We start from the raw sequence: 21393 nt of genomic DNA on the forward strand, positions 1-21393 counted from the left end.
AACGCCGCGGTCAGTCATGATAGAGCACCGAGCGGCCGCCATCGACGACGATGCAGGCGGCGTTGAGGAAGGGCGCCTCGTCGGAGGCGAGGAACAGCGCCGTCATGGCCACCTCCTCGGGTTTGCCGATGCGTTTTTGCGGATGCAGATCATAGGTACGCCGCCGCTCCGCCTCGGGGTCCGGAAACGTATTCCAGTAGTCGACGGCGATCTGCGTCTCGATGTAGCCGGGCGCGATGGCGTTCACCCGCACCCCCCTGGCCGCGTAGTCGATGCCGAGCGCACGGGTAAGGCCGAGGAGCCCGTGCTTGGCGACGGGGTAGGGGAAGCAACCGGGGATGATCGAAAAACTGTGCGTGGAGGCGATGTTGACGATCGAGCCGGCGCCCTGGTCGAGCATGGCCGGCAGCACGGCCTTGCTCATGCGCCAGACGCCGTCGAGATCGATGTCGAAGCAGCGCCGCCATTCGGCTTCGCTCGTCTCCAGCGGATCGTGAAAGACGTTGACGCCGGCATTGTTGACGAGGATGTCGATCCGGCCAAAGCTCTCTTTCGCCAGCGTAGCGACGGCTTCGACGGAAGCGGTCTGGCGGACGTCGCAAGGCACAAACAGGACGCTTGTCCTGTTTGGCGAAAGATCCTTTGCGACCGCCTCGCCGGTCGCCTCGTCGATCTCGGCGATGACGACCTTCGCGCCTTCGCGATGGAAGGCGCGGGCGATCGCTTCGCCGATGCCGCGCCCGGCGCCGGTTATGATCGCGACCTTGTCCTGCAGGCGTCCGGTCATTTCACCCTCACCAGTCGACGATCGTGCCGTCCGGCATCACGGCGTTCTGCGTATGCAGCACCTCGGGCGCGAAGGGATGGCGCGCGCAAGCCGCCTCGTCAACCTCGATGCCCAGACCGGGCGCCTCCGGCACCTGCCAGAAACCGTCGACCATGCGGATCGGACCCTTGACCACGTCGAAATACCACGGCACCGCGCCGACCATTTCCTCCTGGATGACATGGTTCGGCGTCGAGACGGCGAAGTGCAGGGCAGCGACGCCGGCGATCGGCCCGAGCGGGTTATGGGGAGCGACGCCGACGCCGACGGCCTCGGCATGGGCTGCGATCTTCTTGGCCTCGGAGAGACCGCCGCAATGGCAGATGTCGGGCTGGATGATGCTGACCGCGCTGGCTGACAGCAATTCGACGAACTCCGCGCGTTCGACCAGCCGCTCGCCGGTCGCCAGCGGCACCGAGGTGCGGGCGGCGAGCGCCTTCAGCCCGGCTGTGTCGCCGGGCGGCAGCGGCTCCTCGACAAACATCGGCCGGCCGGGGGCGAGGGCGTCGATATAGGCAAGTGCTGCGCCAACCGACGCCGGGCGGCCATGAAAATCGACCATGATCTCAATTCCGGGGCCAACCGCCTTGCGCAGCGCCTCCATCAGCCGCGCCACCTTGTCCACATCGGGCAGCGGCGCATGGTAGTGGGTGTAGGGAATGAACACCGCCTTGAAGGCGCGATAGCCTTTCTCGACCACGGCATGCGCGCGCTCGACCAGCGGATCGGTCTCCATCGTCTCATAGACGGCGCGCATGTCGCCAAGGCCGAGATGGGTATAGACGCCGACCTTGTCGCGCACCTTGCCGCCAAGCAGACGCCAGACGGGCACGCCGAAATGCTTGCCCATGATATCCCACAAGGCCATCTCGATGCCGGAGATCGCGCTCATGCCGATCGCGCCGAGCCGCCAGAACGATTGCTTGCGCATGACCCGTACGGCCTGTTCGATGTCGCGAGGGTCGCGCCCGACGATCAGCGGCGCCAGATCCTCGACAGCGCCGACCACGGCCCTTGTCTTCCACTCCAGTGTCGCTTCGCCCCAGCCATGCAGACCCGGCTCGTCGGTCAGCACCTTCACGAACACCCAGTTTCGCATTTCCGCATTGACCACGCGGGTCTCGATGCCTGTGATCTTCACCTGAAAACTCCCGCGCAATCGCTTAATAGATCATATCTATAGCGCACGTTAGTCGACTTTGGTGGCGCGTTCAACGCCCATTGTGATGCTGCGGTGCAGCAAATCCCGCATAAACCGCCCCTATGGTGCCCAGAAAAGGCGTTGACAGTAGTATTAAACATAGTATCTATAAATTGGTTTGATCCGATCTAGATGTTAACGTCGATCTCGGATTGGGCAAGTCCCGTAGGAACAGGTTGCCTGCAGTCCGATTGGCTGCGGCGCCACGACGGGCGCAATTCACCATCCGTTGGGAGGACGACATGAAATCCATGAAGAAGTTTGCAATCGCCGCGCTTGCGGCGGCCACGTTTGCCTCGGTGGCCGCACCGGCGTTGGCCGATTCGACCGGCATCGGCGCCATCTATCTCGACGACGTCGGTTTCTATGCCGCCGTGCGCAAGGGCATCCAGGACGGCGCCAGCTCGATGGGCAAGAAGATCGACCTGCTCGAGACCAATGCGCGCGCCGATCCCGGCGCCGAAGCCTCTTTCATCGACCGCCTGATCTCGGCCAACGTCAAGGCGATCATCCTGTCGGCCGTCTCCGCCGACGGTTCGGTGCGCGCCATCAAGCGGGCGCACGAGGCCGGCATTCCGGTCGTGTGCTACAACACCTGCATCAACGATGCCGACATGAAGAAATATGTCTATGCCTACGCGGTCGCCGATCCGACGGAGTTCGGCCGCCAGCTCGGCGACGTCGCGGCCGACTATTTCATCGCCCAGGGCATCAAGGAGCCGAAGATCGGCGTGCTGAACTGCGAGTTCGTGGAAGTCTGCGTCAAGCGCCGCGAAGGTTTTGAGGCGGCGCTGAAGGCCAAGGTTCCCGGTTATGTCATCTCGGCGAACCAGCGCGGCACCGTGCTCGACGATGCGGTATCGGTGAGCGACCAGATGCTGTCGGCCAATCCGGACATCAACGCTTTCTTCGGCGAGGGCGGCGATGCCGGCACCGGTGCGGTGCGCACCATCAAGCAGCGCGGCCTGACCGGAAAGGTCGTTGTTTTCGCCGCCGATATGACGTCCTCGGCCGCGACCGAACTCGCCGATTTCTCGGTGATGAAGGCAGTGGCCGACGTGTCCGGCCAGGGCATCGGCAAGCTGGCGCTCGAACAGGCGCTGAACGGCGCCGAGGGCAAGAAGGCCGCCGATATCATCGTGCCCATGGGGATATCGATCTTCAAATCGGCAGACGAGGCCAAGAAGTGGCTCGAAACCCACAAGGACGGCCTGTCCTGATCGCATCCTCCCAAACCATGCGATACTGGCCGCCGCATTGCGGCGGCCAGTCCTTTCGGGAACTGACAACTTTTCGGGAAACCGACAACCTCGGATACTACCCGCGGCCGAAAGAGCCGGGGTCCGGAGCCTGACCATGCCAAAGATGCTTGCCGCCTACCTGCCAGGCAATTCCACTGTCGACCTGCGCGAGATCGACCGCCCTGAGCCGGGCATCGGCCAGGTGCTGCTGAAGATGAAAGCGTCCGGCATCTGCGGCAGCGACATCCACTACATCTACCACAAGCATCTCGGCGACGATCCGCGCACCTCCTATCAGGGCGTGGTGGCGGGGCACGAGCCGGCGGGCCAGGTTGTCGAACTGGGCGCCGGCTGCCGGCATTTCAAGCCGGGCGATCGCGTCGCCGTCTATCATATTTCCGGCTGCGGCTTTTGCCGCAACTGCCGCAAGGGTTTTCAGATCTCCTGCACCGATCCGCAGCGTGCCGCCTATGGCTGGCAGCGCGATGGCGGCCATGCCGAATATCTCGTCGCCGACGAGCGCGACCTCGTGCATCTGCCTGGCACACTGTCCTATCGCGACGGCTGTTTCATCTCCTGCGGCGTCGGCACCGCCTACGAGGCCGTGCTGCGCGGCAATGTTTCGGGCAGCGACGCCGTGCTCGTCGTCGGCCTCGGGCCGGTCGGCATGGCGGCGCTGATGCTGGCCAAGGGCCGTGGCGCGCGCCTGGCAATCGGCGTCGATACCCAACCCGATCGGGTCGAGACAGCGAGGAAGCTCGGCCTGCTCGATCACGGCTTCATCGCTGGGCCGGAGGCGCTCGGCGCCATCAACGAGCTGACCAAAGGCGGTGCTGCCGTCGCCATCGACTGCTCCGGCAATCCGCGCGGCCGGGTGCTGGCGTTGCAGGCGACGCGCACCTGGGGGCGCTGCGTCTATATCGGCGAAACCGGCAAGGTCGAGTTCGATGTCAGCGACAACCTTCTGCACCGCCAGCGGACCATCTACGGCTCATGGGTGACCAGCGTCCACAATATGGATCAGTGCTGCGAGGATCTCGACGCTTGGGGCCTGCACCCGCACGACATCATCACCGATGCCTTCCCGCTGGAAAAGGCACCCGAAGCCTATGCGCTGATGGCAGGCGGACGCTCCGGAAAAGTCATCGTCGAATTTCCGGACTGAGCGATGGCCGATATCGAAATCGCCAACGAAGCGCTGAGCCTCACTGTCAGCACCACCGGCGGAGCCGTTTGGCGGTTCCTTTCCCGGTCGGGCGTTGTGGAGGTGCCGCTGTTTCGCGAGCCGCCGCAAGGGCGGGAACGCGCGGCGCTGAAATCGGGCTGCTTTCCGCTGGTGCCTTTCGGCAATCGGGTGCGGGGTAACCGCTTCACCTTCGAAGGCCGTGAATATTCGCTCAAACCCAACATGGACTGGGACAGACACTATCTGCATGGCGACGGCTGGACCGGCGAATGGCAAATTGTCCATCACACAGGCACCGAGATCGCACTTGCGTTCGGCCATCGTGGCGATGGCACGCCGTACGCCTATGATGCCGAGCAGCGTTTTTCGATCGACGGCCCCACACTGACGACGACGCTGTCCGTCACCAACCGCGGCGAGTTCGCGCTGCCCTTCGGTGTCGGCTGGCATCCCTATTTCCCGCTGACGAAAGAGACCACGCTCAAGGCGGCCGCCCGCTCTTGTTGGGACGAGGATTCTTCCTGGCTGCCGACAATCGAGCATCCGGTGGCCGGCGATATCGACTTCGCTCAGCCGCGCGGCCTGCCGCGCCGCTGGGTCAACACGGTTTTCGAGGGCTGGAACGGCAGGGCTGACATCGACTGGCCGGAGAGCGGGATTTCCCTGGAGATCGATGCCGATCCGATCTTTTCCCGCTATCTGGTCTTTGTCTCCGATCCGGCCTTCGATGCCGGCTACGACTATGATTTCTTTTGTTTCGAACCGATGAGCCATAGCGCTGACGGACATAACATGCCCTCCGGCGGCGGACTGGTGAGGCTGGCACAAGGCGAAAGCCTCACGGGTTCCGTCCGCTACTCCTGCCACCGGCCCTGACGAGGAAGATTGCGATGAGTGCGACCACAACCAACCCTCGGCGCGGCTTTCGCCTGTTCGCGCTCGACATGAACGAGATCGGCCTGATCGTCATCCTGCTCGTCCTCTATTTCGGCTTCGGCGCGACCACCAACGGCTTTCTGTCGGCCAACAACCACCTCTCGCTGTTGCGCGACGCTGCTTCCATCGCGATTGCCGCCTGGGCGGTGACGTTGATCATCATCGCCGGCGAGATCGACGTCAGCGTCGGGCCGATGGTCGCCTTCACCTCCGTCTGCCTCGCCTTCATGCTGAAGGCTGATGTCAACGTTGCACTGGCCATCCTGGCGGCGCTCGCCATCGGCGGTGCGCTCGGCACCTTCGCCGGATCGTTGCGCGCCTATTTCGGGGTGCCGTCCTTCGTCGCCACGCTCGGCCTGTGGAGCGCGCTGCGCGGCATGTCATTCTTCACCACCAACGCGCTGCCCGTCACCTTTCCCGACAACGCCTTTCTCGACATCCTTGCCGACAACATGTTCGGCATCCCCACGTCGGCCATCGTCATGCTGGTGCTGTTCGCCATTTTCTCCTTCGTCAGTCAGAAGACCGCCTATGGCCGGTCGATCTTCGCCGTCGGCGGCAACGCCAATGCCGCGGAACTGTGCGGCATCAACGTCGCGCGCATTCGCGTGCTGATCTTCACCACGTCGGGCGTGATGGCAGCCCTTGCCGGTGTACTGTTGACCGCGCGCCTCGGCTCCGGCAATGCCGGCACCGCTTCCGGCCTGGAATTCGACGTGATCGCCGCCGTCGTCATCGGCGGCACCGCGCTGTCGGGCGGGCGCGGCTCGATGCTCGGCACGTTGCTCGGCGTCTTCGTCATCACGCTGATCGGCAACGGGCTGGTGCTGCGCGGCATCAATCCGTTCTTCCAGGAAGTGGTGCGCGGCGTCATCATCGTCGCAGCCGTGCTCGCCAACATCCTGGTCACGCGCTATCGCGAACGCCGCATTTTCGGCGCTTGACGCAAACCGGGAGGACTAGCCATGCAGACCGCCCGCCAGCAGGACCCGCAGCCCTTGGTCGCCGCGGTGCATGGCGCCACCAAGCGCTATCCCGGCGTGCTGGCGCTGGACGATGTCGATTTCGAGATCGACCGGGGCGAAGTCCGCGCCTTGCTCGGCAAGAACGGCGCGGGAAAATCGACACTGATCCGGCTGCTGACCGGGGCCACCGTGCCCGACAGCGGCGGGGTCACGATCGACGGTGCGGCTCTGACCGGTTCTGGCACCCAGCGCACGGTCGAAGCGGCCCGGCTCGGCGTGCGCGCCGTCTATCAGGAACTCAGCCTGATCGTCGGCATGAGCATTGCCGAGAATCTGTTCCTTGGTCGCTGGCCGTCCAGCATGGGCGTGCTTTCCCACGGCGAGATGGAGCATCAGGCGAGCGAGACGCTGGCCCGGCTTGGGCTGACGCTCGATCCGCGTCGGCGCGTCGCGACGCTGAGCCCGGCCGAACGACAACTCGTCGAGATCGCCCGCGTCATGATCGGCGAACCGAAGCTCGTCATCCTCGACGAGCCGACCAGTTCGCTTGCGGCCGCCGAGGTCGAGCTCCTGTTCAAGGCCGTGCGCAGCCTGGCCGCCGCCGGCATCGCGGTGATCTATGTCAGCCATCGTATGAGCGAGATCCGGCAGATCGCCCAGGCCGCCACGGTGATGCGCGACGGCAAGGTGGCAGGGACTGTCGAGGTCGCCGGCGCCGACACCGCGGAGATCATCCGGCTGATGCTTGGCCGCAGCGAACAGGAGGATCGGCTGGTCGGGGAGGCGAGGGGAGGCGATACCGTGCTGTCGGTGCGCGATCTGGCCGTACCGCCAAAGCTCTCGGGAGTCTCGTTCGATCTGAAACGCGGCGAGGTGTTGGGTTTTGCCGGCCTGCTCGGCTCAGGGCGAACCGAGTTGCTGAGGGCGATCGGCGGGCTCGATGGCGTGCGCGCCGGCGCCGTGCTGCTCGACGGCAAGGACATCACCCACGCCTCGTATGGCGACAGGGTCAAGAGCGGCATCGGCATGACGCCGGAAAGCCGCAAGGAGGACGGCATCATGCCGCTGCTCGGCGTCGACGAGAACACTGTCGCCACCGATTTCTCGAAAGTGGCGGTGAGCGGCGTCATCTCGGCATCGAGGATGGCGGAAGCGGCAGGTGACATCGTCCGCCGCATCGGCATCAAGACGGCGCGTATCGACACGCCGGTCGGCACGCTCTCGGGCGGCAACCAGCAGAAAGTGGTGATCGGCCGCTGGGTCTATGCCGGGAGCCGTATTCTGCTGCTCGACGAGCCGACCCGTGGCGTCGATGTCGAAGCGAAATCGCAAATCTATGCCATCATCCGCCAACTCGCCGCGGAGGGCAAAAGCATCATCTTCGTGTCAAGCGAGATCGAGGAATTGCCGAAGGTCTGCGACCGGGTCCTGGTGCTGAAGGACGGGAACTTCGTGCAGGAATTCTCCGCACCCGGAATCGAGACCGACACGCTGATGGCCGCCTGTCTTTAGGGACTCCGCTGTTGAATTTCGCAAGAATCAGCAGCTGCACGCCCGGTGTCGTCGCGGCGATCAATGCAGGACCCTGGCGAGAAACCGTCGCACCAGCGGCAGGGCGACCTCAAAATGGGTCTCCAGCAGCCAGTGCCCTGCGTCGTGCAGCAGATGCAGTTCGGCCTCAGGTAGATCCCGCAGATAGGCGCGCCCTGCCGGCTCGGGCATGTATTCGTCCTTAGGCCCCCAAAGGATCATTGCCGGCGGCTGCTGCTCACGCAGGTAGCCCTGGTAACGAGGGAACCAGTCGAGATTAGCCTCGAGCTTCTCCATCAGCCCGACTGACAGCGTGCGGCGAACCGGCGTATCCATCAGCGGCCAATGCAATTTCCACATATCGGGCGGGATACGTTGCGCCACGTCGTCATCGACTTCACCCACGAACTCGGCGCGAAAGCCGTCCTCGCTGACCGCTTGTTCCAGCGGCGCGTGGTTCTCCGGTGAAGGATCTCGCCAGAATCGCCGGATCGTTTCGTATTTGGGGCCAAGGGCATCCGCGTAGATGTCGCCGTTCTGGATAACAAGTGCCTTGATTCGCGACGGGTGGGCTATGGCATGGCGCAGGCCGATCTGCGAGCCGTAATCGTGCAGCCATAGCGCGTAGCTGCCAAGTTTCAACGCGTCGGTAAATCGCTCCAGAAAAGTCGCGTAGGCGTCGAAATCATAGCCGAAGCGGGCCGGATCGGGGGTTCCACTGTAGCCAAAGCCAGGGAAGTCCGGCGCGACCGTCCGCCACCGATCGGCGAGCGCCGGCATTAGCCGGCGATATTGGAAGGACGAGCAGGGATAGCCGTGCGGAAGCAACAACACCGGCGCGGCTTCAGGACCTGCCTCTCTGTAGAAGACCGTCTCGCCGTCGATGGTGAGGCTGACGTGGCGCACCTCCAGGACGCTGCTGTCGTTCATGGACGCTACCCTGATTCTCATTTGCGGACGTTGAACCGTAGGTGATCTAACGCCTTTGACCGGCTTGCGTTCCGACGGCGCCCGATGCCGATCGGAGCCGCTTCATCGCTTTGGTCAATCTTGCTGGTGTCTTCTTCTATCTGCCGGCTAAATTCTGTGGTAAGTAAATGCCGCAATTACACGGAGGAGAAGCGGATATTCCGCTTCGTCGAGCAAGGCGCATGCCGGCTCAAGCATCGGCACGCGTGGATCGTCCAAGGCATATTTTTGACGATCGGTGAGGAGATGCCATGCGCGCAACTGCGTTTTTCGCCGTCGTGTCCGTTGCGACCTTCATCGCGGGCCAATGTCAGGCACAGGATGCCGCGGCCGGTGAGAAGGTCTTCACGAAATGCAAGGCCTGTCATGTCGCGGACGAGGACAAGAACAAGGTCGGCCCATCGCTGAACGGCGTCATTGGCCGGACGGCGGGCACGCATCCGGATTTCAAATATTCCGAAGCCATGGTGGCGGCCGGCAAATCGGGCGTTGTATGGGACGAGCCCACGCTGACGACCTATCTTCACGACCCCAGGGGCATGGTCAAAGGCTCGAAGATGGTGTTTCCCGGTCTCAAGAAGGATGAAGACGTCGCCAATGTCATCGCCTATCTGAAGCAATTCTCGAAGTAACCCTGTTGCATCGGTGGTCGCCTGAAAATGTCGACTAGGGAAAGCCGCCTCAGGGATACCGGCATCCGCCTCTCGGAAGCGACGGCAGCTGATTTCTTCGCGCTTCTGAAACCACGCGTCATGGCGCTGGCTGTGTTTACTGCTTTCGTCGGGCTTATGATGGCGCCGGAGGCGATGAACCCGGTCATCGCCCTGGTAGCAATCGGCGCAATTGCCGTTGGAGCAGGAGCGGCCGGCGCACTCAACATGTGGTACGACGCCGATATCGACGCATTAATGTCGCGCACGTCAAAGCGGCCGATTCCGTCAGGCCGCGTCACGCCGGGCGAAGCTCTCGGCTTCGGCCTGGTGCTTTCCGCACTTTCGGTCATGACGCTCGGCGTGCTGGTGGGGTGGCTTGCGGCATCGCTGCTGGCCTTCACCATCTTCTTCTACGTCGTCATCTATACTATGTGGCTGAAGCGCTCGACGCCGCAGAATATCGTCATCGGCGGCGCCGCCGGCGCTCTTCCTCCGGTCATCGGGTGGGCGGCCGCCACTGGCGCCATCGGCATTGAAAGCGTCATTCTGTTTCTGATCGTGTTCCTGTGGACGCCGCCGCATTTCTGGGCGCTCGCGCTGTTCAAAGTCGGTGATTACGCGGCGGCCGGTATCCCGATGATGCCGAATGTCGCCGGAGCGGCTTCGACCAGAAAACAAATGCTTGCCTATTCGCTGCTTCTGGCGCCAGTCGCCGTGCTGCCTTGGGCGTTCGGATTCGCGAGCGGATTCTACGGGATCGTCTCGGCTGCATTGGGCGCGGGCTTCATCTGGCACGCCTGGAAGCTTCTGGTCTTTCCCGATCAGGAGACAAAACTCGCAAAAGCGCTGTTTGCCTATTCGATTTTCTATCTATTCGCGATCTTCGCAATTCTGCTTGCCGACACCATTGCGATGCGCGCGGTCATGTCCGCCGGAAACTGACGGCACGACCAGTCTTTCCTTGGGTACCTGCTGCTTCGAGGCCGGCAGTTGCCGCACGGAAGACATCGGCCGGGGCTCATACGTCACACCGGCAGCGCACAGAATCCCAGCAGCAGCAGAATAACTATGCCGAGGCCCAGTATGAGAACAGTCTTTCCGTCCATGAGCTCTACCTTCGACACGCAAAGAATATCGAAGAAAGGCTCCCAGAGCTAGCCTGACGATGTCAAACCTCTCTGACAAAGGGCGACAAATCTCCCGCAAGAGAGTATGTTGATCATGGTGCGGTCGCGATTGTGCGTGGCCAATCACGCCGAACGGTAGCACCATTGAGACTCGCGACCTCGCCGGACCTGATCTGGAGGAATGGTCATGGCAAGTTTTCACGTGATAGCCGGCGCCACTGAGACGCTGGAGCATACGAAAGTCAGAAAGATCGGTGTTTCCGACCTCTTCGACGCGCTCCGGCGCGGCGTCGACGATTTCATGGTCAAGCCCTCGCATATCGTCTTTCTCTGCCTGATCTATCCGCTCGTCGGCGTCGTGCTCGCGGCCTGGACATCGGGGGCGGACGCGTTGCCTCTGCTGTTTCCGCTGGTGTCCGGCTTCGCGCTGATCGGCCCGTTCGCGGCGATCGGCCTCTATGAGATAAGCCGGAGAAGGGAGGCCGGGCTCGATACGTCCTGGCGGCACGCTTTCGAGGTCAGGAATTCTCCGGCCTTGCCGGCGATCGCGGCGGTCGGGATCATGCTGCTGGCAATCTTCATCACCTGGCTTTTGACAGCGCAGTTGTTCTACCAATATCTCTTTGGCCCGGCTCCGCCGGCATCGATATCCGGCTTCATCAATGAGATATTCGCAACCGGTCGCGGCTGGACGCTGATTATCCTTGGGCACGCCATCGGCTTCGTCTTCGCCGTGGTGGTGTTGTGCACAACGGTCGTCGCCTTCCCGCTGCTGCTCGACCGCGACGTCGGCGCTTACGAAGCCATTCACACTTCAGTGCGGGCAGTGCTGGCGAACCCGATCACCATGGCTGTCTGGGGATTGATCGTCGCCGTCGCCCTGATCATCGGCTCGGTGCCGGTGTTCGCGGGGCTGGCGGTCGTGCTGCCGATCCTCGGTCACGCCACTTGGCACGTTTACCGCAAGGTCGTGGAACCGCCGGCGTCCGCCAGACCGGCGACCTGAAAGAACCCTGCCTTGCCGCATCGGCGAGAGCGCCGGCGCGGCAGGCTGGTTCGAGCGGCGAAGAGCGTCGATCCGGACGCGCCGCGCGTCAGGGGCCGGCGCCGAAGAACGACAGTCGCGTGAGCAGCGTGTAATCCGCTTCGAAAACCATCATTGCCACGAACACCAGCACCAGCACCGGCGGCAGGATGATCGCATAGGTCAACGCCAGCCGCTCCCAGGCCATGTGCATGAAAACGGCGACGATCAGACCTGCCTTCAGCATCATGAAGATCAGGATCAACGACCATCTGAGGTAGCCGTGGACGCCGAAATAATCGACCATGTAGGAGCAGGCGCTGAGGATGAACAACCATGCCCAGACCACCAGATAGAGCTTGATCGGATGCTCTTGATGAACCTCCGCTTGGGCGACAGCGGCCGCTGGCGCTTCATGCGCCGTGTGAAGTGCGTGTGGCCCCAGGCCGTTTGCGGTTGCTTCAGCCATATCTGCCTCTCACCAAAGATAGAAGAATGCGAAAATGAACACCCAGACCAGATCGACGAAATGCCAGTATAGCCCCATGATCTCGACATTCTCGTAGTGGCCCTTGCGGCTGGTGAAGAAGCCGGGTCGTCCGGTGTCGTAATCGCCGCGCCAGACCTTTCGCGCCACGATGACCAGAAAGATCACGCCGAACGTCACATGCGTGCCGTGGAAGCCGGTGATCATGAAGAAGGTTGATCCGAACTGCGCCGCACCCCATGGGTTGCCCCAGGGTCGCACCCCTTCGGTGATCAGCTTGGTCCATTCGAAGGCCTGCATGCCGACGAAGGTTGCGCCGAGCACCGCGGTCAGAAGCATCAGGATTGCCGTTTTACGGCGGTCGCGGCGATAGCCGAAATTGACCGCCATGGCCATGGTTCCGCTGCTTGAGATCAGCACGAAGGTCATGATGGCGATGAGGATCAGCGGAACGTTCGAGCCGCCGATATGCAGGGCAAAGACCTCGCTCGGGTTGGGCCAGGGCACACGCGTGGACATGCGCGCGGTCATGTAGGAGAGCAGGAAGCAGCCGAAGACGAAGGTGTCGCTGAGCAGGAAGATCCACATCATGGCCTTGCCCCAGGACACGTTCTTGAACGCGCGCTGATCCGACGACCAGTCGGCGGCGATGCCTTGCCAGCCGGCGGGGCGGGGCTCCGTTTGGCCGATATGCGTCAGTGTCGTCTCCGTCATCGGCCCGATCCCCTAGGTCAGCAACTGTCGGCAAATGTCGATGAACGTCGCCGCCCAGCCGGCCAGAAGCGCGAAGATGGCGAGCCAGACGAAAAGCAGGAAATGCCAGTACATGGCGCAGAGTTCGACACTGAGGCGAAGCCGCTGCGGCCGCGCGCCGTTCCAGGCGCCGGCGGTCGTTCTGCCCAGCGCCACTAGCCCTCCCAGTATGTGCAAGCCATGCATCCCGGTTATCAGGTAAAAGAAACTGTTGGCCGGATTGGCGGTCAGCAGATAGCCGTCGGCGGTCAGTTCCCGCCACGCCACAAGCTGCCCGATCAGGAAGGCGAGCGCCGTGAGCCCGGCGGTGGCAAGGCCGAGCCTGACCGTGTCGATCTGGCCCTTGCGCGCAGCGACCGAAGCGCATTGCAGCGCAACGCTGCTCAGGATCAATACCCCCGTGTTGAACCAGAGCAGGCGCGGAACCGGCAGCGGCTGCCAGTCCGACAGCTCCATGCGCATGAAGTAGGCGCTGGTGAACAGCGCGAACAGGCAGCCGACGACGGCGAGGAAGACGCCAAGGCCGATCTTGGCGGTCGGCAGCGCCGAGCCTTCCATGCCGATGAGATCCCCGATCACGCCTTGCTCGAGCCATGGCTTCGCCATCAGCCGCTGGTGGGAAAGCCACCATCCGGCAAAGCCGGCGATTACAGCCAGGAAGACCAGGATGACGCTCATGCCGGCTCCCTGGAGGTGCCGAAGGCGCCCGGCATGTTTTGCGGGATAAAGTCCTCCTTGGCGCCGGGCACGCTGTAGTCGTAAGCCCAGCGATAGACGATCGGCAGTTCCTTGCCGAAATTGCCGTGGGCAGGCGGTGTCTGCGGCGTCTGCCATTCGAGGGTGGTCGCGCGCCAAGGGTTGCCGCCGGCCTCGCGGCCATGGCGGATGCTCCAGATCAGATTGAACAGGAATACGATCTGCGCGAAGCCGACGATGAACGCCATGATGGAGATGAACGAATTCAGGTCATGCGCCGACTCCGTCATGACAGTCATGTCGGTCAGTTCGTTGTAGCGCCGCGGCACGCCCATCAGGCCGATATAGTGCATGGGGAAGAAAATCAGATAGGCGCCGAGGAACGTCACCCAGAAATGGAACTGGCCGAGCCTCTCGTCCAGCATCCGGCCGGTGACCTTCGGATACCAGTGGTAGATCGCGCCGAAGATCACGACGATCGGGGCGACGCCCATGACCATATGGAAATGGGCGACGACGAACATCGTGTCCGACAGCGGAACGTCGACGACGACATTGCCGAGGAACAGCCCGGTCAGGCCGCCATTGACGAAGGTGACAATGAAGGCCAGGGCAAAAAGCATCGGTACAGTGAGGTGGATGTCGCCGCGCCACAGCGTCAGCACCCAATTGTAGACCTTGATGGCCGTCGGGACGGCGATGATCAATGTCGTGGTGGCGAAGAAGAAGCCGAAATAGGGATGCATGCCGCTGACATACATGTGGTGCGCCCAGACCACGAAGCTCAGCGCGCCGATGCCGACAATGGCCCAGACCATCATGCGGTAGCCGAAGATGTTCTTGCGTGCGTGGACGCTGATCAGGTCGGAGACGATGCCGAAGGCCGGCAGCGCGACGATGTAGACCTCGGGATGGCCGAAGAACCAGAACAGGTGCTGGAACAGGATCGGGCTGCCGCCGCTATGCTGCAATTGTTCGCCCATCTCGACGATCGCCGGCATGAAGAAGGAGGTGCCGAGCGCGCGGTCGAACAACATCATCACGCAGGCGACGAACAGCGCCGGGAAGGCAAGCAGCGCCATGACGGTCGCGGTAAAGATGCCCCAGACAGTCAGCGGCAGGCGCATCAGCGTCATGCCGCGCGTGCGGCCCTGCAGCACCGTCACCACGTAGTTCAGGCCGCCCATCGTGAAGCCGATGATGAACAGGATCAAAGAGACCAGCATCAGGATAATGCCCCAGTCCTGGCCGCCGGGCGTGCCGGTCATGATGGCTTGCGGCGGGTAGAGCGTCCAGCCGGCGCCCGTCGGTCCGCCGGGCGCAAAGAAGCTCGACACCAGGACCAGCACGGCAAGCAGGTAGATCCAGTAGCTCAGCATGTTGACATAGGGGAAAACCATGTCGCGCGCGCCGACCATCAGCGGGATCAGATAATTGCCGAAGCCGCCGAGGAACAGTGCCGTGAGCAGGTAGATCACCATGATCATGCCGTGCATGGTGATGAACTGATAGTAGGCTTCCGGGGTGATGAAGTCGAACGTGCCGGGGAAGCCAAGCTGCAGCCGCATCAGCCAGGACAGTACCAGGGCGACAAAGCCGATCGCCGTCGCCGTCGCCGAATACTGGATGGCGATGACCTTGGCGTCCTGCGAGAAGACATACTTCGTCCACCAGCTATGCGGATGGTAGAGCTCCATTTCCGCAACTTCGGCCGGCGGGATGGCATCTGCAGGCGTGACATCGACCATGGGAGCACCTCCGTGCCCTTTTCAGCGAGACCCGACCGTTTCGAGCTCTGCTGCAATTTCCTGACCTGACGCGATCGTCTTTCCCGGTATCTGGTCGGCCGAGCCCGTCTGCTCAGGCGCCGTCAATTGCGCGAAAGTCTGCTGTTCTCCGAGCCAGGCCAGATAGTCTTCCTGGCTATCGACCATGACCACACCATGCATCAAGGAATGCCCCTGGCCGCAAAGTTCGGCGCACAGGACCTGGAAGGTTCCGGTCTTGGTCGGGGTGAACCAGAAATATGTAACGGAGCCCGGGATCATGTCCATCTTGGCGCGGAATTCCGGCACATAGAAATCATGCAGCACATCGATCGAGCGGAGCAGCATCTTGACCGGCTTGCCGACCGGCAGGTGCAGATCGGCCGCCTCGACGACGACATCGTCCTGGCCATTGGGATCGCTGGCGATCACGCCCAGCGGATTCTCGGGCGTGACGTCACGGGTGTCGGATGTGCCGAGCTTGCCGTCCTTGCCGGGCAGGCGGAAGCTCCACTGCCATTGCTGGGCGACGACTTCGACATCGGTCGCTTCGCTTGGAACATTGACGAAGCGGCTCCAGACGAACAGGCCGGGAACCAGCAAGGCGGTAACTCCGGCCGCGGTGACGACCGTCAGCCACCATTCGAGCCGCTTGCTCTCCGGTTCATACGCCGCCCGGTTCCCTTCCCGATGACGGAAGCGGAAGACGCAATAGGCCATGAACAAGACGACGGCGGCGAAGACGACGCCGGTGATCCAGAAGGTAATGATGATGGTGTTGTCGATATAGTCCCAATTGGAAGCAATCGGCGTCCACCACCATGGGCTCAGGAAGTGGAACAACACTGAGCCCACGACAATCAAAACGAGTACAAGCGCTATGGCCATGTCCCGTTCCTCCCGGCATTTCAGGGGGCGCGAAGCCGTCCCGGGAAAATGCCTGTTACATCATAGCTTGATTTGCCGTCGAAATTCTAGTGCGGTCTTCGGATCGACCGAAAAAGCATGGCAATGATGTGGAAAAGCCTGGGAAGGCTACATCGAGAACAGGTTGCCAAAGACCGCCTTCTTCGTTGTGGCGCCGCGGCAACAGGCATGCGGGCAAGTGAGAGGTAGCAACTGGCGATACGAAGCCTTGATCATTATCTGCGCTGTGTTGCGAAACGCAGGGCTGCTGGAGGCATGGTTGAGGCTACTCGTTGGTATCGGAGGCGCGATCGCCACGGCATTGCTGCTTGCCTCGGTCAGCGGCGTCGCCCAGGCCGGCGCCGCGCTGGACAATTGGCGCTTCAATGAGGGCAGCGACGGCCTGGTCACGGCCTCGCTCTATGCCACCAACAAGCTGATCACCGGCGGCGGCGCCTTGAGCTACAGCCCGGTGCTGACCATCGCCTGCCGCAAGGACGGCGAACCGCGCTGGAGCGAATGGCTGCATGTGAACGATGCCGTCTCCGCCAGAGGCACGATCACCATGTCGGTGACCGCCGACCAGGGCAAGAAGGTCAGCGAAAGCTGGGCGGTCGGCACGCGCGGCAGGATGCTGGTTCGCGACGGCGCCGACGGCGTCAAGCGCCTGGTGTCGGCGAACCGGCTGCTGCTGTCCTGGCGGTTCGGGCTGCTGTCGGGGCGAGGCGAGGCCGATTTCGACCTTGCCGGGGCCAGCGAGGCCGTCGGCCAGATCGCCGGCACTTGCAATGCAGAATTGCCTTGAGCAGCGACCGAAAACGCGACTGCAGCGTCGGCATCCGCCGCTCTCACCGGCACCATTGCTCGATCGCCAGTGCGATCGCCTTCGTGCAATCGACGAGATCACGCACCGACACGCGCTCGTTGGGCTGATGCGCCTGGGCCGGATCGCCCGGGCCGAAATTGACGGTTGGGGTTTTCCCGAGACCGGTCGGCAAACCGATATCGCTGTGCGCACCGAAACCCGACAGGACCGGCGACAGGTCTGCTTTTTCGACCGCGCCCTGGAAGACGCTGACGAACGGGCTGTCGGCTGGAATTTCGGCGCAGTCGGCATCGAGGATCCACTCCACACGGGCGGGATGTTCGCGCAGATAGGGATCGGCCTGGCAGATGTTCAGGACATGTTCCTCGATCTCGCGCTTGACCTTGCCGCCGAGGCCGAACTCGTCCTTTTCGCTCGGCAGATATTGCGCATCGATGACGATCTCCGCCCGGCCGGCCATGGAGGAGGGATGTTCTCCGGCGTTCAGCTGGGTGACGATGATCTGGTTGGGCAGGTCCATGAGAGGATGGTTCTTGCCGGGATCGAACATCCAGCGGCGGTTCAATATGTCGATGCCGTCGAGCATTTGCCTGCACAGTTGAATGGCATCGACCGGACCGCTCGAATACCAGGCATTCGGTGTCAGCTCGGCGTGGCCGCCGATGCCATCGATGATGATCCGTCCCCACAGGATGCCATGACACAAGGGCGCGATCTTGTTGGCCGTCGGCTCGGTCATGATGCCGGCATCGGCGCGAAAGCCGCGGTCGACCATCGCCAGCGAGCCCATGCCGCCGATCTCCTCGTCAACCACGGTCGTAAAGACGATGTCGCCCGATAGGGGCACCTGAAGCTCCCTGAGGATTTCCACGGCCATCAGCATGCAGGCGACACCGCCTTTCATGTCCACGGTGCCGCGGCCATGCAGAAAGCCGTCCTTCAGGACTGGTTGAAACGGGTCGGTCGTCCAGTGTTCGGGCGCACCCGGAGGCACGACATCGATATGGCCGGTGAGCATGATCGAGCGGCCGCCGCCCGTGCCTTTGAGCACGCCGCCGAGATTGGGCCGGCCTTCGAAGGTCCGGCCCTTGTTGGCGCCGGGGCGGCCTTTGTATTTTTCGTAAAGCGCCGGCCCGTCCGGATCCCAGAGATCGGTGGTGAAGCCCAGCGTCTCCAGCCTCTTTTGCAGATAGAGCTGGCAATCCCGTTCGCCGGGGCCGGCGTCTTTCGGGTTCGACTTGACGATGGACGGAAACGACACGAGGTCGCTCAATGTTTGCACGATGCGATCGGCTTCCGCCTCGACCCGCTTGGCAATGATGTCCTCGAAAGACGGCATGAATTATCTCCAATTTTGGGAAAGTCGATCGGCCAGAAGCACGAACACCAGGAGAGCGCCGACGATGCCCACTTGCCAGACGGTGTTGACGTTAAGCTGCAAGAGCCCGGTCTTGAGCGTCACCAAGAGCATGACGGCGGCAAAGACACCGCCGACGCCGCCACGGCCGCCCAGTATGGCGATGCCGCCCAGCATCGCAGCCGTCAGCGATTCCAGTTCGAGGTTTTGCCCGATGTTGGGCCGGCCGCTTCCGAGCCATGCCAGCGAGATCAGGGCGGCGGCTCCGGAAAGCACGCCGCTCAAGCTGTAGAGGATGAGCCGGGCGCGATCGACCGGAATGCCGACCAGACGCGCCGAGCGCTCGTTGAACCCCATGGCGTAGATCCAGCGGCCCCAGGCCGTCCACATCAGCACGATCCCGGCGATGGCGAAGACAGGGATTGCGATGGTGAGGAAGGGAAGCGGAATGCCGGAGAAAACGCCGCGCCCCCAGATCAGCAGCCAGCCCGGCACACCCGATTGCGCCGCGCCTCCGGTCAGCGCCAACGCCAGGCCCGAATAGACGAAGAACGTGCCGAGCGTCGCGATCAGCGGCAGGATGGACAACTTTGTGACGAGGACGCCGTTGAAGGCGCCGAGGGCGGCTCCGGCGATTATGCATGCAGGCGGCAGGAGAAACGAAGGAAGCCCGAGTTTCAAGGCCAGCATGCCGGCTATGGCCGACAGCGAAACAATGCCGCCGACGGAGAGATCGATGCCGGCTCCACCAGCCAGGATGACGATCGCCTGTCCGAGAGCGACGAGCGCCAGGATGGTCGAGAACTGGAGGATCGTCGTGACCGTCGCCAGGCTGAACACGGACGGTTTCAACACCAGCAGGACGACGATCACGATGATCCATAACAGGGCCAACAATGCGAGAATGAGCGCTGGCCCTTGCAGCTTGCGGATGCGGTTCATTTGCTGGCCCACCCCAACGGTGAGAAGGCCCGTGAAAGGGACAGATGGTTGGAAAGCACTTCAAAACCGAGCACGCCGATCAGCAGCCCGCCGGTGACCACCGGTTGCCAGAGGGAAGGAACGCCTGTCAGCAGCAGCCCGTTCTGGAGGATCCTCAGGAGCAGCACGCCAAGGACAGTGCCGACGAGGCTGCATTTGCCGCCCAAAATGCTTGTCCCGCCGAGCACCACGGCGGCGATCGCATCAAGCGGCAGCGTGCTGCCAACTGTCATTTCGACGTTGCGATAGTTGGCGACGTAGAAGGTGGCGGCGAGGCCGGTGAGGGCGCCGCTGACGATGAAGGTCGCAAATCTGACCTTGACGACCGGGATGCCGGACAGCCGCGCCTTTTCTTCCGAATTGCCGATGGCCAGAAGGTGCAAGCCAAAGGGCGTTCGCCTCAGCGCGATCCAGACGGCGAGATAGGCGAGCGCGATCACCCAGGCGGCGACCGGCAGGCCGAGAATGGTCGTGCCAAGCAGCAGCGTCAGGCCGGTCGGCAGGCCGGAAAGCCATTGGCCGCCAAGCAGGACGAAGATCGCCGTGCGGTAGACACCGAGAAGACCAAGCGTGCCGACAATGGCGGGAACCCGGCCAAGCACGATGACGGCGGCCGTCAGCAGGCCCAGCAGCGCACCTGTCAGCGGGCCGACAAAAGCAGTGAGAACGGGATCGACGCCGGCTCCGAGCGCCCTGCCAACGCCGATCGCCGCCAGGCCCATGACGACGCCGACGGACACGTCGATGCCGCCCATGGCCAGCAGCAGCATCATTCCCAAGCCGACCAGCAGCAATTCGATGCTGTTGCGCAAGACCGTCCCGGCATTGCCTGAGGTGGCGTAGTAGGGCGATGCGACAGAAAAGACGATGATCGCCAGGATACAGGCGACGAGCAGGGACCACTCGCGCCCATTCAAAGAGAAAACACCGTTCCTGAGCTGTCGCATCGTCCGTATCGGCTCAGAAATCAAACTTGTCGACGTTCTCGGCCGTAAACACCGCCGGCGGTCCGAGCAGCAGAATGCCTTTGGCGGCATCATAGGTGACGGGATTGTCGAAGCCCGGAACCTTGTTTTCCGCTTCGAATGCCTTGCCGTCGATCAGCTGCTTACCGGCCCAGACGGTGAGATAGCCGAGCTGCGCCGGATCCCACAGTACGGTGAAGCCGAAGGCGCCGCTCTTGAGGTAAGAGCGCGCCGTGTTCGGGCTGCAATAGCCCGCACCGATCACGCTGCCGATCTTGCCCGCGGTTTCGATGGCCTGCGCGACGCCCGGGCAGGTCGTGGACGCGACCGCGATGATGGCTTTGATGTCTGGATTAGCGGCCATCAGATCGCCGGAAATCTGCGCGGCGCGCTCTGCGGTGCCGCCGGCATATTGCGGCTCCAGAAGCTTGAGCTTCGGATATTTCGCCGCTGCCTGCTTCTGCATGAAGCCGATCCAGGCATTCAGGTTGGATGCCGTCGCTTCGCCCGAAACGATGCCGATCTTGGCGTCCTCGCCGACGCGCTTCACCAGCTCATCGATGATGGTGCTGCCAAGGCCTTCGTCCGTCGCCTGGGCGACGTAGACCGCGCGGCCGCTGTCGGGGGCGTCGCTGTCGCTGGTGAACAGCTTGATGCCCTTGGCCTTGGCGGCCTCGACGACGGGAGCGATGCTGGAGGCGTCGAGCACGCTGACCGAGATCGCGTTGACGCCCTGGTCGATAAGGTTCTGCACGATCTGCAACTGATCGACCGGATTGGTGTCGACAGGGCCGCTGTAGATGAAATCGACGCCGAGTTCCTTCGCCGCGCGGTTGCCGCCGGCTTCCATGGCGTTGAAGTAGGGGATGCCGATCAATTGCGGCACGAAGGCAACTTTCGGCTTGTCCTGGGCAAAGGCGGCGGTCGAAACGGCAAGAGAAAGTGCCGAGATCGCAAGAGCTTTCCTGATGTGCTTGAGCATTTGGTTGAACCTCTCT

Annotated in this window: 21 protein-coding genes; 9 read left to right on the plus strand and 12 right to left on the minus strand. The window is 62.8% G+C overall.

Going from position 1 to position 21393, the window contains the following annotated elements:
• Positions 1-10: 10 nt before the first annotated feature.
• Positions 11-787, minus strand: a complete 777-nt coding sequence (locus tag AC0L2H_RS12180) for an SDR family oxidoreductase (RefSeq protein ID WP_473590445.1) — start codon at positions 785-787, stop codon at positions 11-13.
• Positions 788-794: 7 nt separating this feature from the next.
• Positions 795-1967 carry a galactonate dehydratase gene (gene dgoD, locus AC0L2H_RS12185; RefSeq protein WP_473590446.1) on the minus strand — a complete coding sequence of 391 codons (1173 nt, stop codon included), beginning with the start codon at positions 1965-1967 and terminating at the stop codon, positions 795-797.
• Between the two features lie 302 nt (positions 1968-2269).
• Here dgoD and AC0L2H_RS12190 point away from each other — a divergent pair, with 302 nt between their 5' ends.
• The 5 genes from AC0L2H_RS12190 (at position 2270) to AC0L2H_RS12210 (ending at position 7867) form a co-directional block, all read left to right on the plus strand.
• The gene (locus AC0L2H_RS12190; protein ID WP_473590447.1) at positions 2270-3247 is read left to right on the plus strand and encodes a substrate-binding domain-containing protein; all 978 of its coding nucleotides are present in this window, start codon (positions 2270-2272) and stop codon (positions 3245-3247) included.
• Between the two features lie 136 nt (positions 3248-3383).
• Positions 3384-4433, plus strand: a complete 1050-nt coding sequence (locus AC0L2H_RS12195; protein WP_473590448.1) for a zinc-dependent alcohol dehydrogenase family protein — start codon at positions 3384-3386, stop codon at positions 4431-4433.
• Between the two features lie 3 nt (positions 4434-4436).
• Positions 4437-5330: an aldose 1-epimerase gene (locus AC0L2H_RS12200; protein ID WP_473590449.1), complete on the plus strand. Its 894-nt coding sequence runs from the start codon at positions 4437-4439 to the stop codon at positions 5328-5330.
• Between the two features lie 14 nt (positions 5331-5344).
• On the plus strand, positions 5345-6334 hold the full coding sequence (locus AC0L2H_RS12205) for an ABC transporter permease (protein ID WP_473590450.1): 990 nt from the start codon (positions 5345-5347) through the stop codon (positions 6332-6334).
• Between the two features lie 21 nt (positions 6335-6355).
• A complete protein-coding gene (locus tag AC0L2H_RS12210) occupies positions 6356-7867 on the plus strand; it encodes a sugar ABC transporter ATP-binding protein (RefSeq protein WP_473590451.1) in 1512 nt (503 codons plus the stop codon).
• 60 nt (positions 7868-7927) lie between these two features.
• On the opposite strand, the gene AC0L2H_RS12215 is transcribed toward AC0L2H_RS12210, so the two are convergent.
• Positions 7928-8815 carry an alpha/beta fold hydrolase gene (locus tag AC0L2H_RS12215; protein ID WP_473590452.1) on the minus strand — a complete coding sequence of 296 codons (888 nt, stop codon included), beginning with the start codon at positions 8813-8815 and terminating at the stop codon, positions 7928-7930.
• A 290-nt stretch (positions 8816-9105) separates the two neighbouring features.
• Here AC0L2H_RS12215 and AC0L2H_RS12220 point away from each other — a divergent pair, with 290 nt between their 5' ends.
• From AC0L2H_RS12220 to AC0L2H_RS12230, 3 genes are all read left to right on the plus strand, one after another.
• Positions 9106-9486, plus strand: a complete 381-nt coding sequence (locus tag AC0L2H_RS12220; RefSeq protein WP_473590453.1) for a c-type cytochrome — start codon at positions 9106-9108, stop codon at positions 9484-9486.
• Between the two features lie 27 nt (positions 9487-9513).
• Positions 9514-10449 carry a heme o synthase gene (locus tag AC0L2H_RS12225; RefSeq protein ID WP_473590454.1) on the plus strand — a complete coding sequence of 312 codons (936 nt, stop codon included), beginning with the start codon at positions 9514-9516 and terminating at the stop codon, positions 10447-10449.
• A gap of 372 nt (positions 10450-10821) precedes the next feature.
• Positions 10822-11640, plus strand: coding sequence for a DUF2189 domain-containing protein (locus AC0L2H_RS12230; protein WP_473590455.1), 819 nt, complete (start codon positions 10822-10824; stop codon positions 11638-11640).
• Positions 11641-11728: 88 nt separating this feature from the next.
• Here the strand turns inward: AC0L2H_RS12230 and AC0L2H_RS12235 are convergent, their stop codons facing one another.
• The 5 genes from AC0L2H_RS12235 to coxB are packed head-to-tail and all read right to left on the minus strand — an operon-like array spanning position 11729 to position 16248.
• The gene (locus tag AC0L2H_RS12235; RefSeq protein ID WP_473590456.1) at positions 11729-12127 is read right to left on the minus strand and encodes a cytochrome C oxidase subunit IV family protein; all 399 of its coding nucleotides are present in this window, start codon (positions 12125-12127) and stop codon (positions 11729-11731) included.
• Between the two features lie 9 nt (positions 12128-12136).
• Positions 12137-12859, minus strand: coding sequence for a heme-copper oxidase subunit III family protein (locus AC0L2H_RS12240; RefSeq protein WP_473590457.1), 723 nt, complete (start codon positions 12857-12859; stop codon positions 12137-12139).
• Positions 12860-12871: 12 nt separating this feature from the next.
• Positions 12872-13576 carry a cytochrome c oxidase subunit 3 gene (locus tag AC0L2H_RS12245; protein WP_473590458.1) on the minus strand — a complete coding sequence of 235 codons (705 nt, stop codon included), beginning with the start codon at positions 13574-13576 and terminating at the stop codon, positions 12872-12874.
• Positions 13573-15342, minus strand: a complete 1770-nt coding sequence (ctaD, locus tag AC0L2H_RS12250) for a cytochrome c oxidase subunit I (protein ID WP_473590459.1) — start codon at positions 15340-15342, stop codon at positions 13573-13575. Before ctaD ends, AC0L2H_RS12245 begins: the two co-directional genes overlap by 4 nt.
• A 21-nt stretch (positions 15343-15363) precedes the next feature.
• Entirely contained in the window at positions 15364-16248 is an 885-nt protein-coding gene (coxB, locus tag AC0L2H_RS12255; RefSeq protein ID WP_473590460.1) for a cytochrome c oxidase subunit II, read from the minus strand.
• A gap of 298 nt (positions 16249-16546) precedes the next feature.
• Here coxB and AC0L2H_RS12260 point away from each other — a divergent pair, with 298 nt between their 5' ends.
• Positions 16547-17071 (plus strand): hypothetical protein, encoded by a 525-nt coding sequence (locus AC0L2H_RS12260; protein ID WP_473590461.1) that lies wholly within the window; start codon positions 16547-16549, stop codon positions 17069-17071.
• A gap of 43 nt (positions 17072-17114) precedes the next feature.
• Here the strand turns inward: AC0L2H_RS12260 and AC0L2H_RS12265 are convergent, their stop codons facing one another.
• The 4 genes from AC0L2H_RS12265 to AC0L2H_RS12280 are packed head-to-tail and all read right to left on the minus strand — an operon-like array spanning position 17115 to position 21377.
• Positions 17115-18431, minus strand: a complete 1317-nt coding sequence (locus AC0L2H_RS12265) for a M20 family metallopeptidase (protein ID WP_473590462.1) — start codon at positions 18429-18431, stop codon at positions 17115-17117.
• A gap of 3 nt (positions 18432-18434) precedes the next feature.
• Positions 18435-19391 (minus strand): ABC transporter permease, encoded by a 957-nt coding sequence (locus AC0L2H_RS12270; RefSeq protein WP_473590463.1) that lies wholly within the window; start codon positions 19389-19391, stop codon positions 18435-18437.
• On the minus strand, positions 19388-20377 hold the full coding sequence (locus AC0L2H_RS12275; RefSeq protein ID WP_473590464.1) for an ABC transporter permease: 990 nt from the start codon (positions 20375-20377) through the stop codon (positions 19388-19390). Before AC0L2H_RS12275 ends, AC0L2H_RS12270 begins: the two co-directional genes overlap by 4 nt.
• 13 nt (positions 20378-20390) lie before the next feature.
• Entirely contained in the window at positions 20391-21377 is a 987-nt protein-coding gene (locus AC0L2H_RS12280; RefSeq protein ID WP_473590465.1) for an autoinducer 2 ABC transporter substrate-binding protein, read from the minus strand.
• Positions 21378-21393: the final 16 nt, after the last annotated feature.

The sequence above is a fragment of the Mesorhizobium sp. WSM4871 genome (assembly GCF_055811295.1).